The sequence below is a fragment of the Massilia sp. DWR3-1-1 genome (genome assembly GCF_049898325.1).
Taxonomy (GTDB): Bacteria; Pseudomonadota; Gammaproteobacteria; order Burkholderiales; family Burkholderiaceae_D; genus JAFCUW01.
Genome location: NZ_JAFCXL010000033.1, coordinates 1 through 15,812 on the forward strand (window position 1 = coordinate 1; position 15,812 = coordinate 15,812).

Annotated in this window: 14 protein-coding genes and 1 tRNA gene; 3 read left to right on the forward strand and 12 right to left on the reverse strand. The window is 66.1% G+C overall.

Going from position 1 to position 15,812, the window contains the following annotated elements; genetic code table 11:
- Positions 1–132 precede the first annotated feature (132 nt).
- The 3 genes from ACP7EY_RS22445 to ACP7EY_RS22455 form a co-directional block, all read right to left on the reverse strand.
- Positions 133–1,539, reverse strand: a complete 1,407-nt coding sequence (locus tag ACP7EY_RS22445; protein WP_426197499.1) for a glycoside hydrolase family 88/105 protein — start codon at positions 1,537–1,539, stop codon at positions 133–135.
- 95 nt (positions 1,540–1,634) lie between these two features.
- Complete coding sequence (locus ACP7EY_RS22450; protein ID WP_426197500.1) at positions 1,635–4,043, reverse strand: pectinesterase family protein; 2,409 nt, start codon at positions 4,041–4,043, stop codon at positions 1,635–1,637.
- A 32-nt stretch (positions 4,044–4,075) separates the two neighbouring features.
- Positions 4,076–4,849: a rhamnogalacturonan acetylesterase gene (locus ACP7EY_RS22455; RefSeq protein ID WP_426197501.1), complete on the reverse strand. Its 774-nt coding sequence runs from the start codon at positions 4,847–4,849 to the stop codon at positions 4,076–4,078.
- A 193-nt stretch (positions 4,850–5,042) separates the two neighbouring features.
- Between ACP7EY_RS22455 and ACP7EY_RS22460 the strand changes: the two genes are divergently transcribed.
- A complete protein-coding gene (locus ACP7EY_RS22460) occupies positions 5,043–6,716 on the forward strand; it encodes a Na+/H+ antiporter (protein ID WP_426197502.1) in 1,674 nt (557 codons plus the stop codon).
- Between the two features lie 178 nt (positions 6,717–6,894).
- Here ACP7EY_RS22460 and ACP7EY_RS22465 read toward each other — a convergent pair.
- The 9 genes from ACP7EY_RS22465 to ACP7EY_RS22505 all read right to left on the reverse strand — a co-directional run bounded on the left by ACP7EY_RS22465 (position 6,895) and on the right by ACP7EY_RS22505 (position 13,448).
- Positions 6,895–6,970 (reverse strand) — tRNA-Lys (locus tag ACP7EY_RS22465).
- Between the two features lie 72 nt (positions 6,971–7,042).
- Positions 7,043–7,804, reverse strand: a complete 762-nt coding sequence (gene ybgF / locus ACP7EY_RS22470) for a tol-pal system protein YbgF (RefSeq protein WP_426197503.1) — start codon at positions 7,802–7,804, stop codon at positions 7,043–7,045.
- 173 nt (positions 7,805–7,977) lie between these two features.
- Positions 7,978–8,505 carry a peptidoglycan-associated lipoprotein Pal gene (pal, locus tag ACP7EY_RS22475; RefSeq protein WP_426197504.1) on the reverse strand — a complete coding sequence of 176 codons (528 nt, stop codon included), beginning with the start codon at positions 8,503–8,505 and terminating at the stop codon, positions 7,978–7,980.
- Positions 8,506–8,548: 43 nt separating this feature from the next.
- Positions 8,549–9,814, reverse strand: coding sequence for a Tol-Pal system beta propeller repeat protein TolB (gene tolB, locus ACP7EY_RS22480; protein WP_426197505.1), 1,266 nt, complete (start codon positions 9,812–9,814; stop codon positions 8,549–8,551).
- A gap of 34 nt (positions 9,815–9,848) precedes the next feature.
- Entirely contained in the window at positions 9,849–10,913 is a 1,065-nt protein-coding gene (gene tolA, locus ACP7EY_RS22485; RefSeq protein WP_426197506.1) for a cell envelope integrity protein TolA, read from the reverse strand.
- A 16-nt stretch (positions 10,914–10,929) separates the two neighbouring features.
- Positions 10,930–11,364 carry a biopolymer transporter ExbD gene (locus ACP7EY_RS22490; protein ID WP_426197507.1) on the reverse strand — a complete coding sequence of 145 codons (435 nt, stop codon included), beginning with the start codon at positions 11,362–11,364 and terminating at the stop codon, positions 10,930–10,932.
- Positions 11,365–11,376: 12 nt separating this feature from the next.
- Complete coding sequence (gene tolQ / locus ACP7EY_RS22495; RefSeq protein ID WP_426197508.1) at positions 11,377–12,060, reverse strand: protein TolQ; 684 nt, start codon at positions 12,058–12,060, stop codon at positions 11,377–11,379.
- Positions 12,061–12,088: 28 nt separating this feature from the next.
- On the reverse strand, positions 12,089–12,505 hold the full coding sequence (gene ybgC, locus ACP7EY_RS22500) for a tol-pal system-associated acyl-CoA thioesterase (RefSeq protein ID WP_426197509.1): 417 nt from the start codon (positions 12,503–12,505) through the stop codon (positions 12,089–12,091).
- Positions 12,506–12,701: 196 nt separating this feature from the next.
- The gene (locus tag ACP7EY_RS22505) at positions 12,702–13,448 is read right to left on the reverse strand and encodes an SDR family NAD(P)-dependent oxidoreductase (protein WP_426197510.1); all 747 of its coding nucleotides are present in this window, start codon (positions 13,446–13,448) and stop codon (positions 12,702–12,704) included.
- A gap of 446 nt (positions 13,449–13,894) precedes the next feature.
- On the opposite strand from ACP7EY_RS22505, the gene glyA reads away from it, so the two are divergent.
- A complete protein-coding gene (gene glyA, locus ACP7EY_RS22510) occupies positions 13,895–15,163 on the forward strand; it encodes a serine hydroxymethyltransferase (protein ID WP_426197511.1) in 1,269 nt (422 codons plus the stop codon).
- A 145-nt stretch (positions 15,164–15,308) separates the two neighbouring features.
- Positions 15,309–15,776 carry a transcriptional regulator NrdR gene (gene nrdR, locus ACP7EY_RS22515; RefSeq protein WP_426197512.1) on the forward strand — a complete coding sequence of 156 codons (468 nt, stop codon included), beginning with the start codon at positions 15,309–15,311 and terminating at the stop codon, positions 15,774–15,776.
- Positions 15,777–15,812 lie beyond the last annotated feature (36 nt).

Here is a 15,812-nt window from a genome sequence, read left to right on the forward strand (position 1 = left end):
ATTCGGACGGACCTGCTTGCCTTGTGCCATGCTGCTCTCCCATCACCTTGGTGGAGCAGGTTTGACCTCAGCAATTCAAATCGGTTCGGGGTCGACCCACAGCAAACGGTGAAAGCGCCTTTTTTTACCCGGTCAGTGTTCGCTGGCCGGCGCCGCGTCTTTCGGCCGGTAGTGATAGGTGCGCAGGCGGTGCTCGACGACGATGGCCGGATTGCGCAGCAGCCGGATCATCTCCGCGCCCGCCAGCAGGGTGGGACCGTAGCCGTGCAGTGCGTGCACGCTGGTGGGACGGTTGTAGTAATACACCTGGTCGCTGGCGAAGGTGGTGCCGACGCACGTGCCTTCGACCTGGCCCTGGGCGTTGATGCGGGCCGACAGGGCGTTCCAGCCAGCCTGCGCGATCGAGCCGTAGGTGGTGGGCTTGATCCAGCCCTGGTTGATGGCGTGGGCGATCACGTAGACGAAGGTGGCGCTGGCCGAGGTCTCCAGGTAAGAGTCGTTACGGTCGAGCATCTGGTGCCACAGGCCGGACCCTGACTGCAACTGGGCGATGCCCTGCAGCGATTTGCGCAGCTGCGCCAGCACCTTCGGGTAGCCCGGATGCGACGGCGGCAGCACGTCGAGCAGGTCGGACATGGCCAGCACGGCCCAGCCGTTGGCGCGGCCCCAGAAGAACTGCGGCGCATCCGGGTGGTTGGCGTTCCAGCCGTGCGTGTACAGGTTCAGCTGCGGATTGAACATGTAATGCGACATGCGCAGCACGTTGTTGACGGCGTCGTCGAAGTACTTGCGCTGCCCACCCAGGTGGCCCAGGTGGCCCAGCTCGGCCAGCGCCGGCACGCCCATGTACATGTCGTCGGCCCACAGCGACCAGGCCTGCGGGCGATTTCGCGCCAGCGTGCCGTCCTTGAGCCGCACCTGCTTGTTGGCGACCCAGTCGCCGCAGACGGCGATCTGGCGCGACAGGTCGGGGCCGATGGCGGCGAAGCGGGCGCGCACCATCGCCGCGCACATCGAGCCGGCGTCGTCGAGCGAGCGCGGTTCGAGCATGCGCGCGAAGCTGTTGGCGCGTTCGAGCTTGAACTGCTGTTCCTGGGCGCGGAAGTAGGGCAGGGCATCGTTGAAGAACTGCAGGTGGCGCTCCGTCATCGCCGTGAAGCGCGCGTCGCCCGTGACGGCGCGCGCGCGCATCAGGCCCGCGTGCACCACGCCCATCTCGTACACGGTGATGCCGAAGTCGCCCTTGCTCGGTTCGACGATGGCGTCTGCCACCGGCGTGCCCAGGTCGGTAATGGGCGCGCCGCTCTTCTTGTCGATGATGCGGGTGGGCGTGGCGGCGTCGAGGTAGCCGCGGATGCGATCGAGCGAGGCGGTAATTTCCGCCACCACCGGCATCTTGTAGGGCACCGGGTAGCTGCCTTCGCCCACATCGTTGGGATTCTTGTTGTCGGGGTTGCGGTACGGGCCGTCCGCCTGCGCGGGGCTGGCCAGCGCGGCCAGGAAGGCGGCCGCGGCGAGAAGGGTTTTCGAAGGTGGCACGGTGTCTCCGGCAGTTGTTATTGGTGGGACCATTCTAAAGTGGTCTGACCAAGTGCGCAATGCGGACTAACCAGAATTATGTCGCCGGCGCCGCCTTATTGCTCGGCAGGTGGCACGATCTGCCATCCGCGCCCGCCATTAAAACCCTGGAATACCCGTGCGCGCGTGCCGAAGCGGGCGCGCGCCTGCGCCGTGGCGGGCAGATCGGCACCGACGCGGGCGGCCAGGTCGAGCGGGGTGCCCGCGAGGTCCATGCTGCCCGCTTCGCGCCAGCCGGCGCCGGCGCCTGGCAGCGGCGGATTCGGCGCCGGCTGGCCCTGCACGCCGGCGCCGGCCCAGCCGGCCGCGGCCACGTGGGCATCGATCCGGCAGTCGATGTAGCTGACGTTGTCCCAGGTACTGGCGGTGCCGGGGCTGCGCGCCAGGTAGGTGCTGCCGGCGGGGACGTCGTTGCCGGCCGGGCCGGGGCCGTGGGTGAGGCGGCTGTCGAGGAACACGAAGCCGGGGTCGCCCGCCGCCACCGTGCGCGCCTGCACCACGTAGCCGCCGCTGGCAGGGTTGGCGCTGTCGCCGACGGAGCGTATCTCGCTGCGCTCGAACAGGGCGGCGCGGTTGTAACCCCAGATGAAGTCGACGTTGCCGGCGATGAGGGTGCGGTAGAACCAGCTATAGCCCTTGACCTGGACGGTGTCCTGCTCGCTGAGGAAGGTGGCGTCGTGGGCGATCAGGCGGCCGTTCTCGCTGTTGAAATACAGCGCTTCGGCCTGCGAGCCGCCGGGCGTGCCGGCGCGCCGGCTGCTGTTGCGCAGCGTGAGATTGGTCAGCGTGACCAGGTCGGCGTCCTCGATCAGCAGCACGGATCGCCCGCCCGTCGCCGCGGGAGAAGTGGCCGCCTGCGCCGTGCCCGAGCCGGGGTTGGCCAGGTCGTTGTTGGCCGCTTCGATGACGACGCCGTCGCGGCTCTGGCCGCGCAGCGTGAGCTTGTCCTTGCCGCGCAAATACAGCAGTTCCTCGTAGCGCCCGTTGGCGATGTGGATGGTGACGGGCGCGGCGCGCGGCAGGGCGCGCATGGCGTGGTTGAGCGCGCCCTGCACGGTGCGGAAGTCGGCCGGGCCGTCGTCGTCGACGCTGAGGGTGCGCCCCGTCGGCGGCGCGGCGCGCGTGCGAAAGCGCCAGCCGGCCTGGCGGCCAAGGCCGGTGAAGGGCTGCCCGCCCAGGGTGGCGCCGGCGACCACGCCGGGGTCGATGGTGACGTAGTAGTCGGTGCCGTAGGCCAGGCGCGCGTTGTGGGGACGGATGGTGAGGCTGGCGCCGTCGATGCGCAGCGGCTGGTAGCGCACCACGCGCTTGAACGGCTGGCCGGGATAGCCGATGGTGTCGACGTCGTCCGCCGTGCCGATCACATCGACGAGGGCATCGTCGGCGGCGCGGAAAATCCGCACCGTGCCGGCGCTGCCCAGCGTGGCGGCCTGGTCGAAGGTAATCCGCAGCGGCGTATCGACCGGCACGGCCCTTGCGTGCGCGGCCGGAGCGAGGTGGCCGCGCAGCGCGTAGGTGCGCGCCGGCGCGTGCTGCGCCGGCGCGACGGTCAGCGCCAGCGTGGTGGCCACGTTGACGTCGTCCCGGCCCGTGAGGGTGATGGTGGCGGCGCCGGGGCGGTGCGCACGCACGAGCAGGTCGGCGCCGGCCACGGCCACGCTGGCCACGGCGGGATCGCTCGACTGCGCCGAAAAGGGCAGGGCGCTCACGCCGTCGCCGTCGAACGCGCTGACGGCGAAGTGGCGCGGGGCGTCGCCCGCCTGCAGGCCGATGCGGCCCGTCATGCGCGCCAGCGCGATGCGCCCGGGGCGCTGCGCCGCCGCGCCGATGCGCAGGTCGTCGATGTCGAAGGCGCCGCCATCGGCGCGCACGCCGGCCTGGCCGCCGGGCGCGAACGGGAGCGGGGTGGTGGTCAGTCGTTCACCGCCGAGGTACAGCGTGAGCAGCTCGTCCCCCAGTTCCAGTCGAACCGTGTGGTAGCTGTCGCCGTAGCTGTCGCCGGCCTCGCTGGTGCGGCCCACCTGCTTGAGGTGCAGCAGTTTGCCGTCCTCCATGCGGACCAGTTCGAACAGCAGCCGCTTGCTGCCGGGCGTGAAGCTGACGCTGACGCCAATCCAGTTGTTCTCGTCGAGGTGGCGGGCCACCAGGTAGACCTTGCGCGCCGCTGCCGTCGCTGGCGCGGACGGGCGCACGCGCGCTTCGACGAAGTAGGGGATGCGCGTGAGAAGCGCGCTGTCGGCGGGCGCCACCAGCAGGGCCTGGCCGTCGCCCGCTGGCAGGAAGTGGTTTGCCGTCGCGCCGTCCAGGCCCACCGCCGCGGCGGCGCCGGCCACCAGCACGCGCGCGGCGCCGTGCTCGAAATCGTCGCACCAGCTGGCGCCGCCGGGGCAGCGTTGGGCCCCCTGCGCCGGGATCGACAGGGCGGCGCACAACAGCGCCGTGAGGGGGAAGGCGAGCTGCTTCATGGGTGGGGCTTTCGGCCGCTGGCTGGGCTGGTTTATTTGAGCGAGGGGGCGAGCGCCGGGATCAGGCGCGCCAGTTCACCGGCCACCATGGCGGCGAACAGGCTGGCGCCTTTCGGGCCCACGTGGGTGCGGTCGAACGTGCTCTTGGGCGTGCCCTGTGGCTCGGCGCTGGCGCCGGCAGGAAGGGGCGCGGCCGCTTCGCGCGGCGGCTCCATCGCCAGCGTGTCCGCTTCCTGTTCTCCCATCTGCTGGACCGCCGCGGCGCTCAGCGCGTTCAGGTCGAGCAGCGGCACCTTGAGCGCGCGTGCGACCTTGCGGGTGGCGTCGGCCCACGGCGCCAGGTCGTCCTTGAGGTTGGGGCCGCGAAAGCTGCGCCGGGTCAGCGGGGTGAGCAGGACGGGCACGCCGCCCCACTGCGTCGCTTCGCTGGCGTAGCGCGCCATATTCGACGGGAACCCGGTCACCAGGTCGGTCGAGCGGCCCGGCTTGCCCGGCTGGTCGTTGTGGCCGAACTGCACCAGCACGTAAGTGGCTCGGAACGAGGCGCCGTCCTTGAGCAGTGCCTGCACTTCGTCCCAGCGTCCTTCGGCCCGGAAGCTGCCCGAACTGCGTCCGCCGCGCGCCAGGTTGATGCAGCGCGTTCCCGGCTTGAACAGCGCGCACAGGGCGTCGCCGTAGCCGGAACGCGTCGCCATGGTCGAGTCGCCCACCAGGATCACGCGAATCGGCAAGTCCGCCGCGGCGGCGCGGGCGGGCATGGTGAGCAGGCAGGACAGGATGGCGATGCAGGCGAGGCGACGGTTCATGGGCAATCCTGGAAGTCGGGCAACAAGGGAGATTCGATTGTATATTGGCCTGTCCAGTTAAGCAATTGGACGGACCACTTTTGCAGATTGTGCGAGCGTGGCTGATGCCCGCCGCGCCGCCGCCGGCAGGCCCGGCTGCGCGGCGGGACGCTGGCGCCGTGCTTGTTATGATGGCGGGCTCTGGAGGTTATTCATGCATATCGTTACCATGGTGCTGGTGTTGCTGCTGGCCGTTGTCGTCAGCGCCTTTGCCACGCGCCTGTTGCCCGTCAAGATACCGGCGCCCCTGCTGCAAATTCCCCTCGGCGCCCTGCTGGCGGGCGCGTTCGGTGTGTCGATCACCTTCGATCCCCACCTGTTTTTGCTGTTGTTCATTCCGCCGCTGCTGTTTCTCGATGGCTGGCGCATCCCGAAGGGGGCGTTTTTTCGCGAGTGGCGGCCGATCCTCACATTGGCCACGGGGCTGGTGGTGTTTACCGTGGTCGGGCTGGGCTGGTTCGTCCACTGGCTGATCCCCACGCTGCCGCTGGCGGTCGCGTTCGCGCTGGCCGCCATCGTGTCTCCCACCGATCCGGTGGCGGTGAGCGCGATGACGGCCACGGCGCCGCTGCCGTCGCGCCTGATGCACATCCTTGAAGGGGAATCCCTGCTCAACGATGCGACCGGGCTGGTGTGCTTCAGCTTTGCCGTCACGGCGGCCCTGACGGGCAGCTTTTCGCTGCCGGCGGCCTCGCTCAGCTTCGTCATGGTGGCCGGTGGCGGGGTGCTGACGGGGCTGGCGGTGGTATGGGCCATTGCCCGGTTCAACCGCCTGCTGGTGCGGCGTGCCGGCGAGGACCCGGCCATCCAGGTATTGATCAGCCTGCTGATTCCGTTTGCCGCCTACCTGTCGGCCGAGCACCTGGGTGTCTCCGGCATCCTGGCCGCCGCGGTGGCCGGTATCGGCATGCATTACGGCGAATTGCTGGGCCGTGCGCCGGCCAGCACCCGCATGCAGCGCAACGTGGTGTGGGACACGGTGCAGACGGCGCTCAACGGCAGCATTTTCGTGCTGCTCGGTGCGCAGTTGCCGTCCATGCTGCGCCGGCTGCCCGAGGTTGCCCGCGCGGCCGGCGTCGGCACGGCCTGGCATTTGCTTGGCTACGCGCTGCTGATCACGCTGGTGCTGGTTGTGCTGCGCTTTGTCTGGGTCTGGCTATCGATGCGCATCACCGTGTTCGGCGCCGGCCGCCAGCGCGGCGACCTCGCCGACAGCGCCGCCATCCCGGCCATGCCGCGCATGCGCGTGGTGGCGGTGACGGCCACCGCCGGCGTGCGCGGCGCCATCACCCTGGCCGGCATCTTGACCTTGCCGCTGGCGCTGGCCGACGGCACGCCGTTTCCCGGGCGCGAGCTGGCGATCTTCCTGGCGATGGGGGTGATCCTGCTGTCGCTGCTGGTGGCCAGTGTCGCGCTGCCGGCGCTGGCGCGGGGACTCGACGCCGACCTGCCGCCGGCCAAGCGCGCCAGGCCGGACCACCATGCCCGCAACGCCGCCGCCGAAGCGGCGGTGCGCCGCATCGAGGCCTTGCTGGCCCAGCCGCTGGCCGACCCGCACGAGCAGGCGGTACGTGCCGACGCCGCCATGCGGGTGCTGGAAGCCTACCGCCACCGCCTCGACTATGGCGAAGCGTCGGCCGAGCACGCCACCGAACTGCGGCGCCAGGCCGAAGCGGAGCGCATGCTGCGCCTGGAAGGCCTGCAGGCCGAGCGCGACGCCCTGTTCCGCCTGCGCCTGTCGCGCAGCATTGGCGACACCGCCCACCAGGAACTGCTGCGCGAAATCGATTTGCGCGAGTTGCCGCTGGCGGGGCAGTCGCCGCGCTGAAGGATGCGATACCGGGTGGGGGAGGAGGGGGCGAAGCAGCGCCCGTGCGGAACCTGGCTGGCAGCGCCGCTGCAATGAGAAAAGCGGCGATGGTCCCAAATGCTGCAGGGTCGCAAAGAATCGGTCCCACAAGGCAAAAAGCCCGCAAACTTGCGTTTGCGGGCTTGATACTTATTCGTGGTAGGCCGTGCGGGATTCGAACCTGCGACCAACGGATTAAAAGTCCGCTGCTCTACCAGCTGAGCTAACGACCCGAAAGAAGCAAGATTATAGGGGGTGAAGCCCTTCCTGTCAAATGCCCCGCAGCAGTTTGTTATGCGCGGCGCTTATTTCAGGACGGCCAGGCGGTCTTTGGCGGCCACGGCGGCGGTCGACTCCGGGTACTTGCTGACCAGGCTGAGCAAGGCCTTGCGCGCGTTCTTCTTGTCCTTCAGCTCGGTGTAGCTGCTGGCGATGTTGAGCATGGCGTCGGGCGCCTTGGCGCTGTCCTGGTAGGTCGAGGCGACGATCTCCTGGGCCGCGATGGCGTTCTTGTAATCGCGCTGCGCGTAGTAGGCGTTGCCCAGCCAGTACTGGGCGTTCGAGGCATAGCTCGAGCCCGGGTAACGGCGCACGAACTCGGACAGGGCGGTGGCGGCGGCCTTGTAGTCGCCCGTCTTGAACGTGGCCATGGCCGCGTCGTACGATTTCAGTTCGCCCGGGTCGACTTCGGCCGTCTTGCCGTCAATGCTGACCTGGCGCGGCTCGAGCTTGGCGATGCGGGCGTCGAGGTCGGCGTAAAAATCTTTCTGGCGCTTCTGGGCGTTGGCGATGTCGTTCGCCAGCACTTCGATCTGGCCGCGCAGGCGGGCAATTTCCTGCACGGTCTGCTCGTGCTGGTTGACCAGGTCGAGCGCGTCGCGCTTGTCCGACTTGGTGTCGAGGCGGGCGTTGAGCTCGCGCCCCAGGTTCTCGACCTTGCTGCGCAAATCGAGAATCGCCTTGCGTGCTTCATCGTCGTCGAGAATGCCGGCGCCGGCCTGCAGCGGCATGGCGCCGGCCAGGGCCAGGCAGAGTGCGGCGAAGCGGAACTTGTAGAGCGTTTTCATGGTCTGACTTTCTAAAAAATGGGCCTTCTAAAAAATCGGGCCTGCGGTTAAAGCACGTCTGTAAAAAAAACGGGGCGGGTGCAGTCTGCACCGCACGCCACCCCCTTGTCAATCGGCCGGCGTGCGGCCATCGCCGCCTTGCACCAGCTCAGCCTTGCGGCTGGCGACCATCATCAATAGACGATGTCCGCACGACGGTTTTCAGCCCAAGCCGCTTCGTTGCTGCCCATGGCTTTTGGCTTTTCTTTGCCCAGCGAGACGGCTTCGATTTGCGACTCGGCCACGCCCATCGACGACATCGCCTTGCGTACCGCTTCAGCGCGCTTCTGGCCCAGCGCCAGGTTGTACTCGGTGCCGCCGCGTTCATCGGTGTTGCCCTGGATCAGGATCTTGCGGCCCTTGTTCTTGTTCAGGTAAGCCGAATGGTTTTCCACCACCGACTTGGCATCGTCACGCACGGCATAGCTGTCGTAGTCGAAATACACGCTACGCTTGGCCAACACGCCTTGCGGGTCGTTGAGGGGATCGGTGGTGCCGGTCTGGACCGGACGGACGTCGCGGCTGGTGTCGACCACCGCCGTCGAGGCCGGTGGCGCGGTGCGGTCGACGACGGGTGCGTCGTTGAGCTTGACGGGCGAGCTGCAAGCGGAGAGCAGGGCTGCGCTCGTGATGATGAAGGCTAAACTTTTATAATTGCGCATGGTTCTTCTCCTGTTCGTGGATTAAAAAAAATGTACTACCTCGTTACTTCATGAACGGACCCCAATTGGGCTCGCGAATGTTTCCTGCCTGTGTCGTCAAGCGCTGCTTGACCTTGCCGTCCACCGACACCACGGCCAGCCCGGGGCGACCGCCCTTGGTGGCGTACATGATGTATTTGCCGTTCGGCGAAAAACTCGGTTCGCCGGCGCCATCGGCCAGGCGCAGTTCCTGGCCGCTGCCCAGGTCCATCGCGTACAGCGAGAAGCCGCCTTCGCGCTGCGAAATCCAGGCCATGGTCTTGCCGTCCGACGACAGGCGGGGGCTGATGTTGTAGCTGCCGTTGAAGGTCACACGCGATGCCGCGCCACCGTCGGCGCTCATCTTGTAAATCTGCGGGCCGCCGCTGCGATCGCTGGTGAAATAAATGCTGCGCCCGTCGGCGGAAAATTGCGGCTCGGTGTCGATGCCGTTGCTGTTGGACAGGCGGCGCATGCCGCTGCCGTCGGCATTGACGCTGTAGACCTGCGAGTGGCCGTCTTTCGACAACGTCACCGCCAGCTTGCTGCCGTCGGGCGACCAGGCGGGCGCCGAATTGCTGCCTTTTTCGTTCGACACCACCTTGCGCCCGCCCGTGACCAGGTCTTGCACGTAGACCACCGGTTTGCGCATTTCAAACGACACGTACGCCACCTTGCTGCCATCGGGCGACCAGGACGGCGAAATGATCGGCTCCTTGCCGTGGGCCGCCACCTGCATGCCCTCGCCGTCGGCGTCGGCCACTTCCAGCCGGTATTCGTTGCGGCCGGCCTGGGTGACGTAAGCGATGCGGGTGGCGAAGGCGCCGCGCGTGCCGGTCAGCTTTTCGTACACATCGTCGGCGATCTTGTGGGCCGCCAGCCGGGTCGACTTGGGCTGCACGGTGTTCGACAGGGTCGACAACTGGCTCGTCTTGATGGTGTCGTACAGTTTGTAGCGCACGTCGAGGCGGCCATCGGCGCCGCGGTGCACGCTGCCGACCACCAGCGCATCGGCGCCGCGCCCTTTCCACTGGGCGTAATCGATGGCCGCGCTGTCCGACAGCACCATGCCGGCATCGATCACCTTGAACACGCCGCTGCGTTCGAGGTCGGCGCGAATGATCGCCGATACCTGCGCAGGGGCCACTTCTTCGTCGGCGAAGATGGCGACGGCGACGGGAATCTGGTTGCTGGACACGCCAGCAATTTCAACGCGCACCTGGGCGCTGGCGGGCAAGGCCGCCAGCACGCCGCTGGCGAACATCCATGTGCAGAGGGTTTTATTTATCATTGCTTGAGTCCAATATAAGAAGGGCGATGCGGCATCAATTGATGTCCTTCATCTTGAAAGCGATCGTTACCGTTCGCGCCACGGTACCATCTTTTTTCTTGGGTAGCGGTGACGCTTTGATAATGCCTTTTTCCACAGCATCATCAAACGCGCTGACGCCGCTGCTCTTGAGCAGCTTCACGTTCATGATCTCGCCGCTGGGCAATTGCTCGATACGGAACTCGGCCGCCGGGTTGCCCGCCACATCGGTGCTGCCCGAGTAGGAGGTAGCGCTTTTGACCTTGGCGCTGATCGCAGCCAGGTAGCCGGGGTCCGATTTCGGCGCCGTCGACTTGGCCGCGTCGCCCGTGCCGCCGACCCCTGCCAGCATGCGTTTCATCTCAGCATCGCGCAGGCGATCGAGCTTGGCCTGCTCGGCCGCCTCCGCCTTGGCCTTGGCCAGTTTTTCGCCCTTCTGCCTGTCGGCCAGTTGCTTGTCCGCCAGTTGCTTCTCGGCCAGCTGCTTGTCGGCCAATTTCTTCTCTTCCAGCTTCTTCGCGTCGCGTTTTTTTGCTTCGAGCTGCTTCTCTTCCAGTTTCTTCTCGGCCAGCGCCTGCGCTTTCTTGTCGGCCCGCTCCTGCTCTTTCTTCTCGGCCAGTTGCGCCTTGCGTTCTTTTTCTTCGCGCTCCTGCGCGCGCTTGTCGTCGGCGCGTTTCTCTTCGGCCGCCAGTTTTTTCTGTTCGGCTTTTTTCTTTTCGCGTTCGAGGGCGATATCGGGTGGTTTCGGCGCGGGCGGCTCTTCGACCACGGCGCGCGGTGGCGGCGGTGGCGGCGTGGCGGGCGCCGGCGGCGGCGGTGGCAGTTCGGGCTGGGGCTCGGGCTGCGCTTGCGCCGGCTCCACCTCGGCCGGCGGCGGTGGCGGCGGCGCGGCGGCCTGGGTTTTCATGTCCCACACTTCGGCCTCGACCACGGCCGGCTCCGTGTTTTGCCAGTTCACGCCGATGAATAAAAATGCCAGCAAGCCCGCGTGCACGGCCGCGGCCAGCGCAATCGACGGCCAGCGCCGCGGTTCGGGCGGAACGCGGTAGGGAGTGCCGTTGCTGGCTTGAGGAGTGGCCATCAGTCGCGGTCCATGCCTACCTGGTCGCCAGGCCGACGCGGGTGATGCCCATTTTTTTCGATTCGGAAATGAGCTGGATCACCTCGTCATACTTGCTGTCGCGGTCGCCTGCGATCAGCACGGGATACTCGGGATGCTCGGTGTGCAAGACGCGCAGGGCGCGCAGCAGGGCAGTGCGGTCGGGCAGGTCTTGCGCGGCCGTGCTGTTCTTGCCGGCCACCCCGATCGACAGGCTGGCGTCCGGCTTGAGCTGGATCTGGATGAAGTCGTCCGGCGGCAGGGCCGATTTTTCCGCATTGGGCAGGTTGATCACATTGGGCGTGTTCGACTGCGGCACGGCCATAAAAATAATCAGCAGCACCAGCATCACGTCGATGTAGGGCACGACGTTGATTTCCGACTTGAACTTGCGGCCGCGGCCGCCACGCATGCTGCTGTTGAACGATGCCATGGTCCGCCTCCCTTAACGCGACTGCCGTTGCAGGATATTCGAGAATTCTTCCACAAAACTCTCGAAGCGGATCGCCAGGCGGTCGATGTCGTGCGTAAAGCGGTTGTAGGCCACCACGGCGGGGATGGCGGCGAACAGGCCGATGGCGGTGGCGATGAGCGCTTCGGCAATGCCGGGGGCGACGATGGCCAGGGTCGCCTGCTGCACGCTGGCCAGGCCACGGAAGGCGTTCATGATGCCCCACACGGTGCCCAGCAGGCCGATGTAGGGCGATACCGAGCCGACCGAGGCGAGAAAATTGAGGTGGATGTCGAGGGCGTCGAGTTCGCGCTGGAAGGCGGCGCGCATGGCCCGGCGCGAGCCGTCGAGCACGGCGCCCATGTCGAGCGTGTCGCGCGAGGCCTGCTTGCCCTTGATGAATTCGCCCATGCCGGACTCGAAAATGCGCGCCAGCGCGCCGTTTTGCTCGCGCTGGCTGGTGGCGCTCTGGTGCAGGGTATGCAAATTGCCGCCCGCCCAGAAGCTGCGTTCGAACAGTTCAGTTTGCTTGCGGGCGGCGCGAATGGCGAACATCTTGCGGAAGATATAGGTCCAGCTCACAACCGAGATTCCCACCAGCAGCAGCATGATCAGCTTGACGATCAGGTGGGCGTTGGCGATGAGGGCGATAAAGGAAAGATCTTGGGCAACGTTCATTGGCGGCGTTTTCTCGGCGGCGAGGTGTTCAAGGGGAGGCAGTCAGGGCGCGCATGCGCTCGGCCACGGCGGCGGGGATGGGCAGCGGGCGCACGCTGGTGCAATCGACACAGCCGACCTTGACGCGGCCGGTGGCCAGCAGCACGGTGCCGCGCCAGGCTTGCTGGAGGAATTCGACGGAGACTTTGCCCAGTTTTTCGATGGACAAGGTCAATGTTATCTCATCATCGAGTTTCGCCGGCGCATGATAGTCGACGCTGGCGCGCTTGACGACGAACATGGCGTCGTGCGCCACGATCATGCGCTGCTGATGCAAATCCATGCTGCGCAGCCATTCGGTGCGGGCGCGCTCGAAAAACTTCAGGTAATTCGCGTAGTACACAATGCCGCCGGCGTCGGTGTCTTCGTAATAGACGCGTACTGTCCAGCTGAAAACTGCGGGCATGTCATTGGCCATGAGTGGGGACGGGCATATTTTACGCGATTCCGGGTGGCTATGTGCGTTGGCGCACTTAAGCGAGCTGGGCTGTGGCGAAGCCGTCAGTAAACAATCTGCCTTCGGCAACGACAAGACTTGTAACAATTGCTCACATCGGGCGAGCGGGCACGCACTGCGCGCGCGGCGCAGTGCGGCCCGGCGATCAGGTGCGCTTGATCGTGAACGGGGAAAACCCCTGGCAGGTTGGCATCATTTCAATGACATTGATATTCACGTGCGGTGGCAGGGTGGCGATCCAGTAGGCGGTGTCGGCGATATCGCGCGCCGTCAGTGGCTGCGTGCCTTCGTAGACCTTGGCGGCGGCCGCGTCGTCGCCCTTGAAGCGCACGTTGGAAAACTCGGTGCCGCCGCACAGGCCGGGCGCGATATTGGTGGCGCGCACGCCCGTGCCCACCAGGTCGGCGCGCAGGTTCAGGGTGAACTGCTCGACGAAGGCCTTGGTGGCGCCGTACACATTGCCGCCCGGGTAAGGATAGAAGCCGGCGGTCGAGCCCAGGTTGATGATCAGTCCGGCGCCGCGCTCGACCATGGCCGGCAGCAGGGCGCGCGTCATGCTGACCAGGCCCGTGCAATTGGTGGCGATCATGGTTTCCCAGTCGTCCAGCGAGGCGGTTTGGGCGGGCTGGGTGCCCAGCGCGAGGCCGGCGTTGTTGATCAGCACGTCGATCTGGCGCCACGACTGCGGCAGCAGGGCCAGCGCTTCCTCGATCGAGGCCTTGCTGGTGACGTCCATGACCATCGGCAGGGCCCGCTCTCCCAGTTCGGCGGCCAACTCGTCGAGGCGGTCCTGGCGCCGTCCGCTGAGGACGACCTGGTGGCCGTGGCCGACGAAAACGCGGGCCATTTCGGCGCCGAAGCCGGAGGATGCGCCAGTGATGAAGACGATCATGATGATTTTTTCCCAGGCAAAGTAATAGTGAGCGGCCCCTCGCGGGGCAGGAACAGCGATGCAAATTGTAGCCGAAATGACCAGTCGTGCAGGGCGGACGCTGAAACGCCCGCCCCTTGAAGCGCCGCCGAGTGCGCCTTCCTTGCCCTAAATGGGGGTTTAAACTACAATTTGGCCTCCATTACGTCTCACGTAACTGGCGAAACGCCGCGGCCCCTTACCTGGTCCGCAGGCCAGGTGGGCACCCACCGGGGAACGTGAGATTTTACCCGGGTCTTTTTGGCCGACACCGAAGCGCAGCGCGCTCACTGTCGGCGAGCAGGACCCGAGCCGTTCGCCTGGGCAGCCACGATGGATACGCGCGTGAGGCTGCCTGTCCGCTTGTCGATCCCTCATGCGTTCCCTGTTGCCAGGTGCTGCGCACCGCTACCCGATTGGAGTTTTACATGTTTGCAAAAGATCACACGCTCGCCAAGGTCGACCCGGATTTGTGGGCGGCGATTCAACAAGAAAACCAGCGTCAGCAAGACCACATCGAACTGATCGCCTCCGAGAACTACACCTCGCCGGCCGTGATGGAAGCGCAGGGCTCGCAACTGACGAATAAATACGCCGAAGGCTATCCGGGCAAGCGCTATTACGGTGGCTGCGAATTCGTCGACGTCGCCGAGCAACTGGCGATCGACCGCGTCAAGCAACTGTTTGGCGCCGAAGCGGCCAACGTGCAGCCCAATTCCGGCTCGCAAGCGAACCAGGGCGTGTTCTTCGCCGTGCTCAAACCCGGTGACACCATCATGGGCATGTCGCTGGCCGAAGGCGGTCACCTGACCCACGGCATGGCGCTCAATATGTCGGGCAAGTGGTTCAACGTGGTCTCGTACGGCCTGACGGCGGAAGAAGACATCGACTACGAGGCGATGGAACAGCTGGCGCGCGAGCACAAGCCGAAGCTGATCATCGCCGGCGCCTCGGCGTTTTCGCTGAGAATCGATTTCGCCCGTTTCGCCCGCATCGCCAAGGAAATCGGCGCCTACTTCATGGTCGACATGGCCCATTACGCGGGCCTGATCGCCGCCGGCCTGTACCCGAACCCCGTGCCGCACGCCGACTTCGTCACCTCGACCACGCACAAATCGCTGCGCGGCCCCCGTGGCGGCATCATCCTGATGAAGGCCGAACACGAAAAAGCCATCAATTCGGCGATCTTCCCCGGCATCCAGGGTGGCCCGCTGATGCACGTGATCGCCGGCAAGGCGGTCGCGTTCAAGGAGGCGCTCGAGCCGGCGTTCGTGGAATACCAGGCCCAGGTGCTGAAAAACGCCGACGCGCTGGCCAAGGCGCTGATCGCGCGCGGCCTGCGCATCGTGTCGGGCCGCACCGAATCGCACGTCATGCTGGTCGACCTGCGCTCGAAAAACCTGACCGGCAAGGAAGCCGAAGCCATCCTGGGCCGCGCCCACATGACGACGAATAAAAACGGCATCCCCAACGATCCGCAAAAACCGTTCGTCACCTCCGGCATCCGCCTGGGCAGCCCCGCCTTCACCACGCGCGGCTTCAAGGAAGACGATGCCACCGTGGTCGGCAACCTGATCGCCGACGTGCTCGATAACCCGAACGACGAGGCGACCATCGAGCGCGTCAAGGCCGAAGTGAAGAAGCTGACCGACAAGTATCCCGTGTACGCCAGCGTCAACGGCGTCGCGGTCGGCTAAGCGCGCCGGCGCGCCAACGCAGGCTGCCGGTTTCGGCTGCCAGCTTGTGTTTTGGCGCGTTTAGCGGTAATTTGCGGTTCTGTGGCGCCGCTCCCGGGCGGCGCCCTCCGGCAACGTCTTCTCGCAGGTCACGCCAGGCACCATCATGAAATGTCCCTTCTGCCAGCACGGCGAAACCCAGGTCCTCGACACCCGCGTGTCCGAGGAGGGCGACAGCGTGCGCCGGCGGCGCCGTTGCGGCCAGTGCGACAAACGCTTTACCACCTATGAGCGGATCGAATTGTCGATGCCCATCATCGTCAAGAAAAATGGCAGCCGTACCGAATTCGTCGGCGCCAAATTACGCGGCAGCCTGATGCTGGCGCTGCGCAAGCGGCCCGTATCGGCCGAAGCGATTGACACCGCCATCGCCAGTATCGAAGAAAAACTGCTCACCAGCGGCCGTCGTGAAGTCGACAGCGGTTATGTGGGCGAACTCGTCATGCACGAACTCAAGCGCCTCGACAAGATCGCGTACATCCGCTTCGCCTCCGTCTACAAGAACTTCGAGGACCTGGCCGAATTCCAGGATGCGATCGCCGAAGTGGGCCAGCCGGCCCGGCCCCGCAAGTAAATCACCGCCAGCGTTCCATGCCTGCCTGATCCTGCA

What these genes read in the sequence shown, in the direction of transcription:
- tolA (WP_426197506.1), bottom strand. Translation starts at nt 10,913, where the DNA reads ATGGCCACTCCTCAAGCCAGCAACGGCACTCCCTACCGCGTTCCGCCC.
- nrdR (WP_426197512.1), top strand. Translation starts at nt 15,309, where the DNA reads ATGAAATGTCCCTTCTGCCAGCACGGCGAAACCCAGGTCCTCGACACC.
- ACP7EY_RS22505 (WP_426197510.1), bottom strand. Translation starts at nt 13,448, where the DNA reads ATGATCGTCTTCATCACTGGCGCATCCTCCGGCTTCGGCGCCGAAATG.
- ybgF (WP_426197503.1), bottom strand. Translation starts at nt 7,804, where the DNA reads ATGAAAACGCTCTACAAGTTCCGCTTCGCCGCACTCTGCCTGGCCCTG.
- ACP7EY_RS22490 (WP_426197507.1), bottom strand. Translation starts at nt 11,364, where the DNA reads ATGGCATCGTTCAACAGCAGCATGCGTGGCGGCCGCGGCCGCAAGTTC.
- pal (WP_426197504.1), bottom strand. Translation starts at nt 8,505, where the DNA reads ATGCGCAATTATAAAAGTTTAGCCTTCATCATCACGAGCGCAGCCCTG.
- ybgC (WP_426197509.1), bottom strand. Translation starts at nt 12,505, where the DNA reads ATGCCCGCAGTTTTCAGCTGGACAGTACGCGTCTATTACGAAGACACC.
- ACP7EY_RS22455 (WP_426197501.1), bottom strand. Translation starts at nt 4,849, where the DNA reads ATGAACCGTCGCCTCGCCTGCATCGCCATCCTGTCCTGCCTGCTCACC.
- ACP7EY_RS22450 (WP_426197500.1), bottom strand. Translation starts at nt 4,043, where the DNA reads ATGAAGCAGCTCGCCTTCCCCCTCACGGCGCTGTTGTGCGCCGCCCTG.
- ACP7EY_RS22460 (WP_426197502.1), top strand. Translation starts at nt 5,043, where the DNA reads ATGCATATCGTTACCATGGTGCTGGTGTTGCTGCTGGCCGTTGTCGTC.
- tolQ (WP_426197508.1), bottom strand. Translation starts at nt 12,060, where the DNA reads ATGAACGTTGCCCAAGATCTTTCCTTTATCGCCCTCATCGCCAACGCC.
- glyA (WP_426197511.1), top strand. Translation starts at nt 13,895, where the DNA reads ATGTTTGCAAAAGATCACACGCTCGCCAAGGTCGACCCGGATTTGTGG.
- tolB (WP_426197505.1), bottom strand. Translation starts at nt 9,814, where the DNA reads ATGATAAATAAAACCCTCTGCACATGGATGTTCGCCAGCGGCGTGCTG.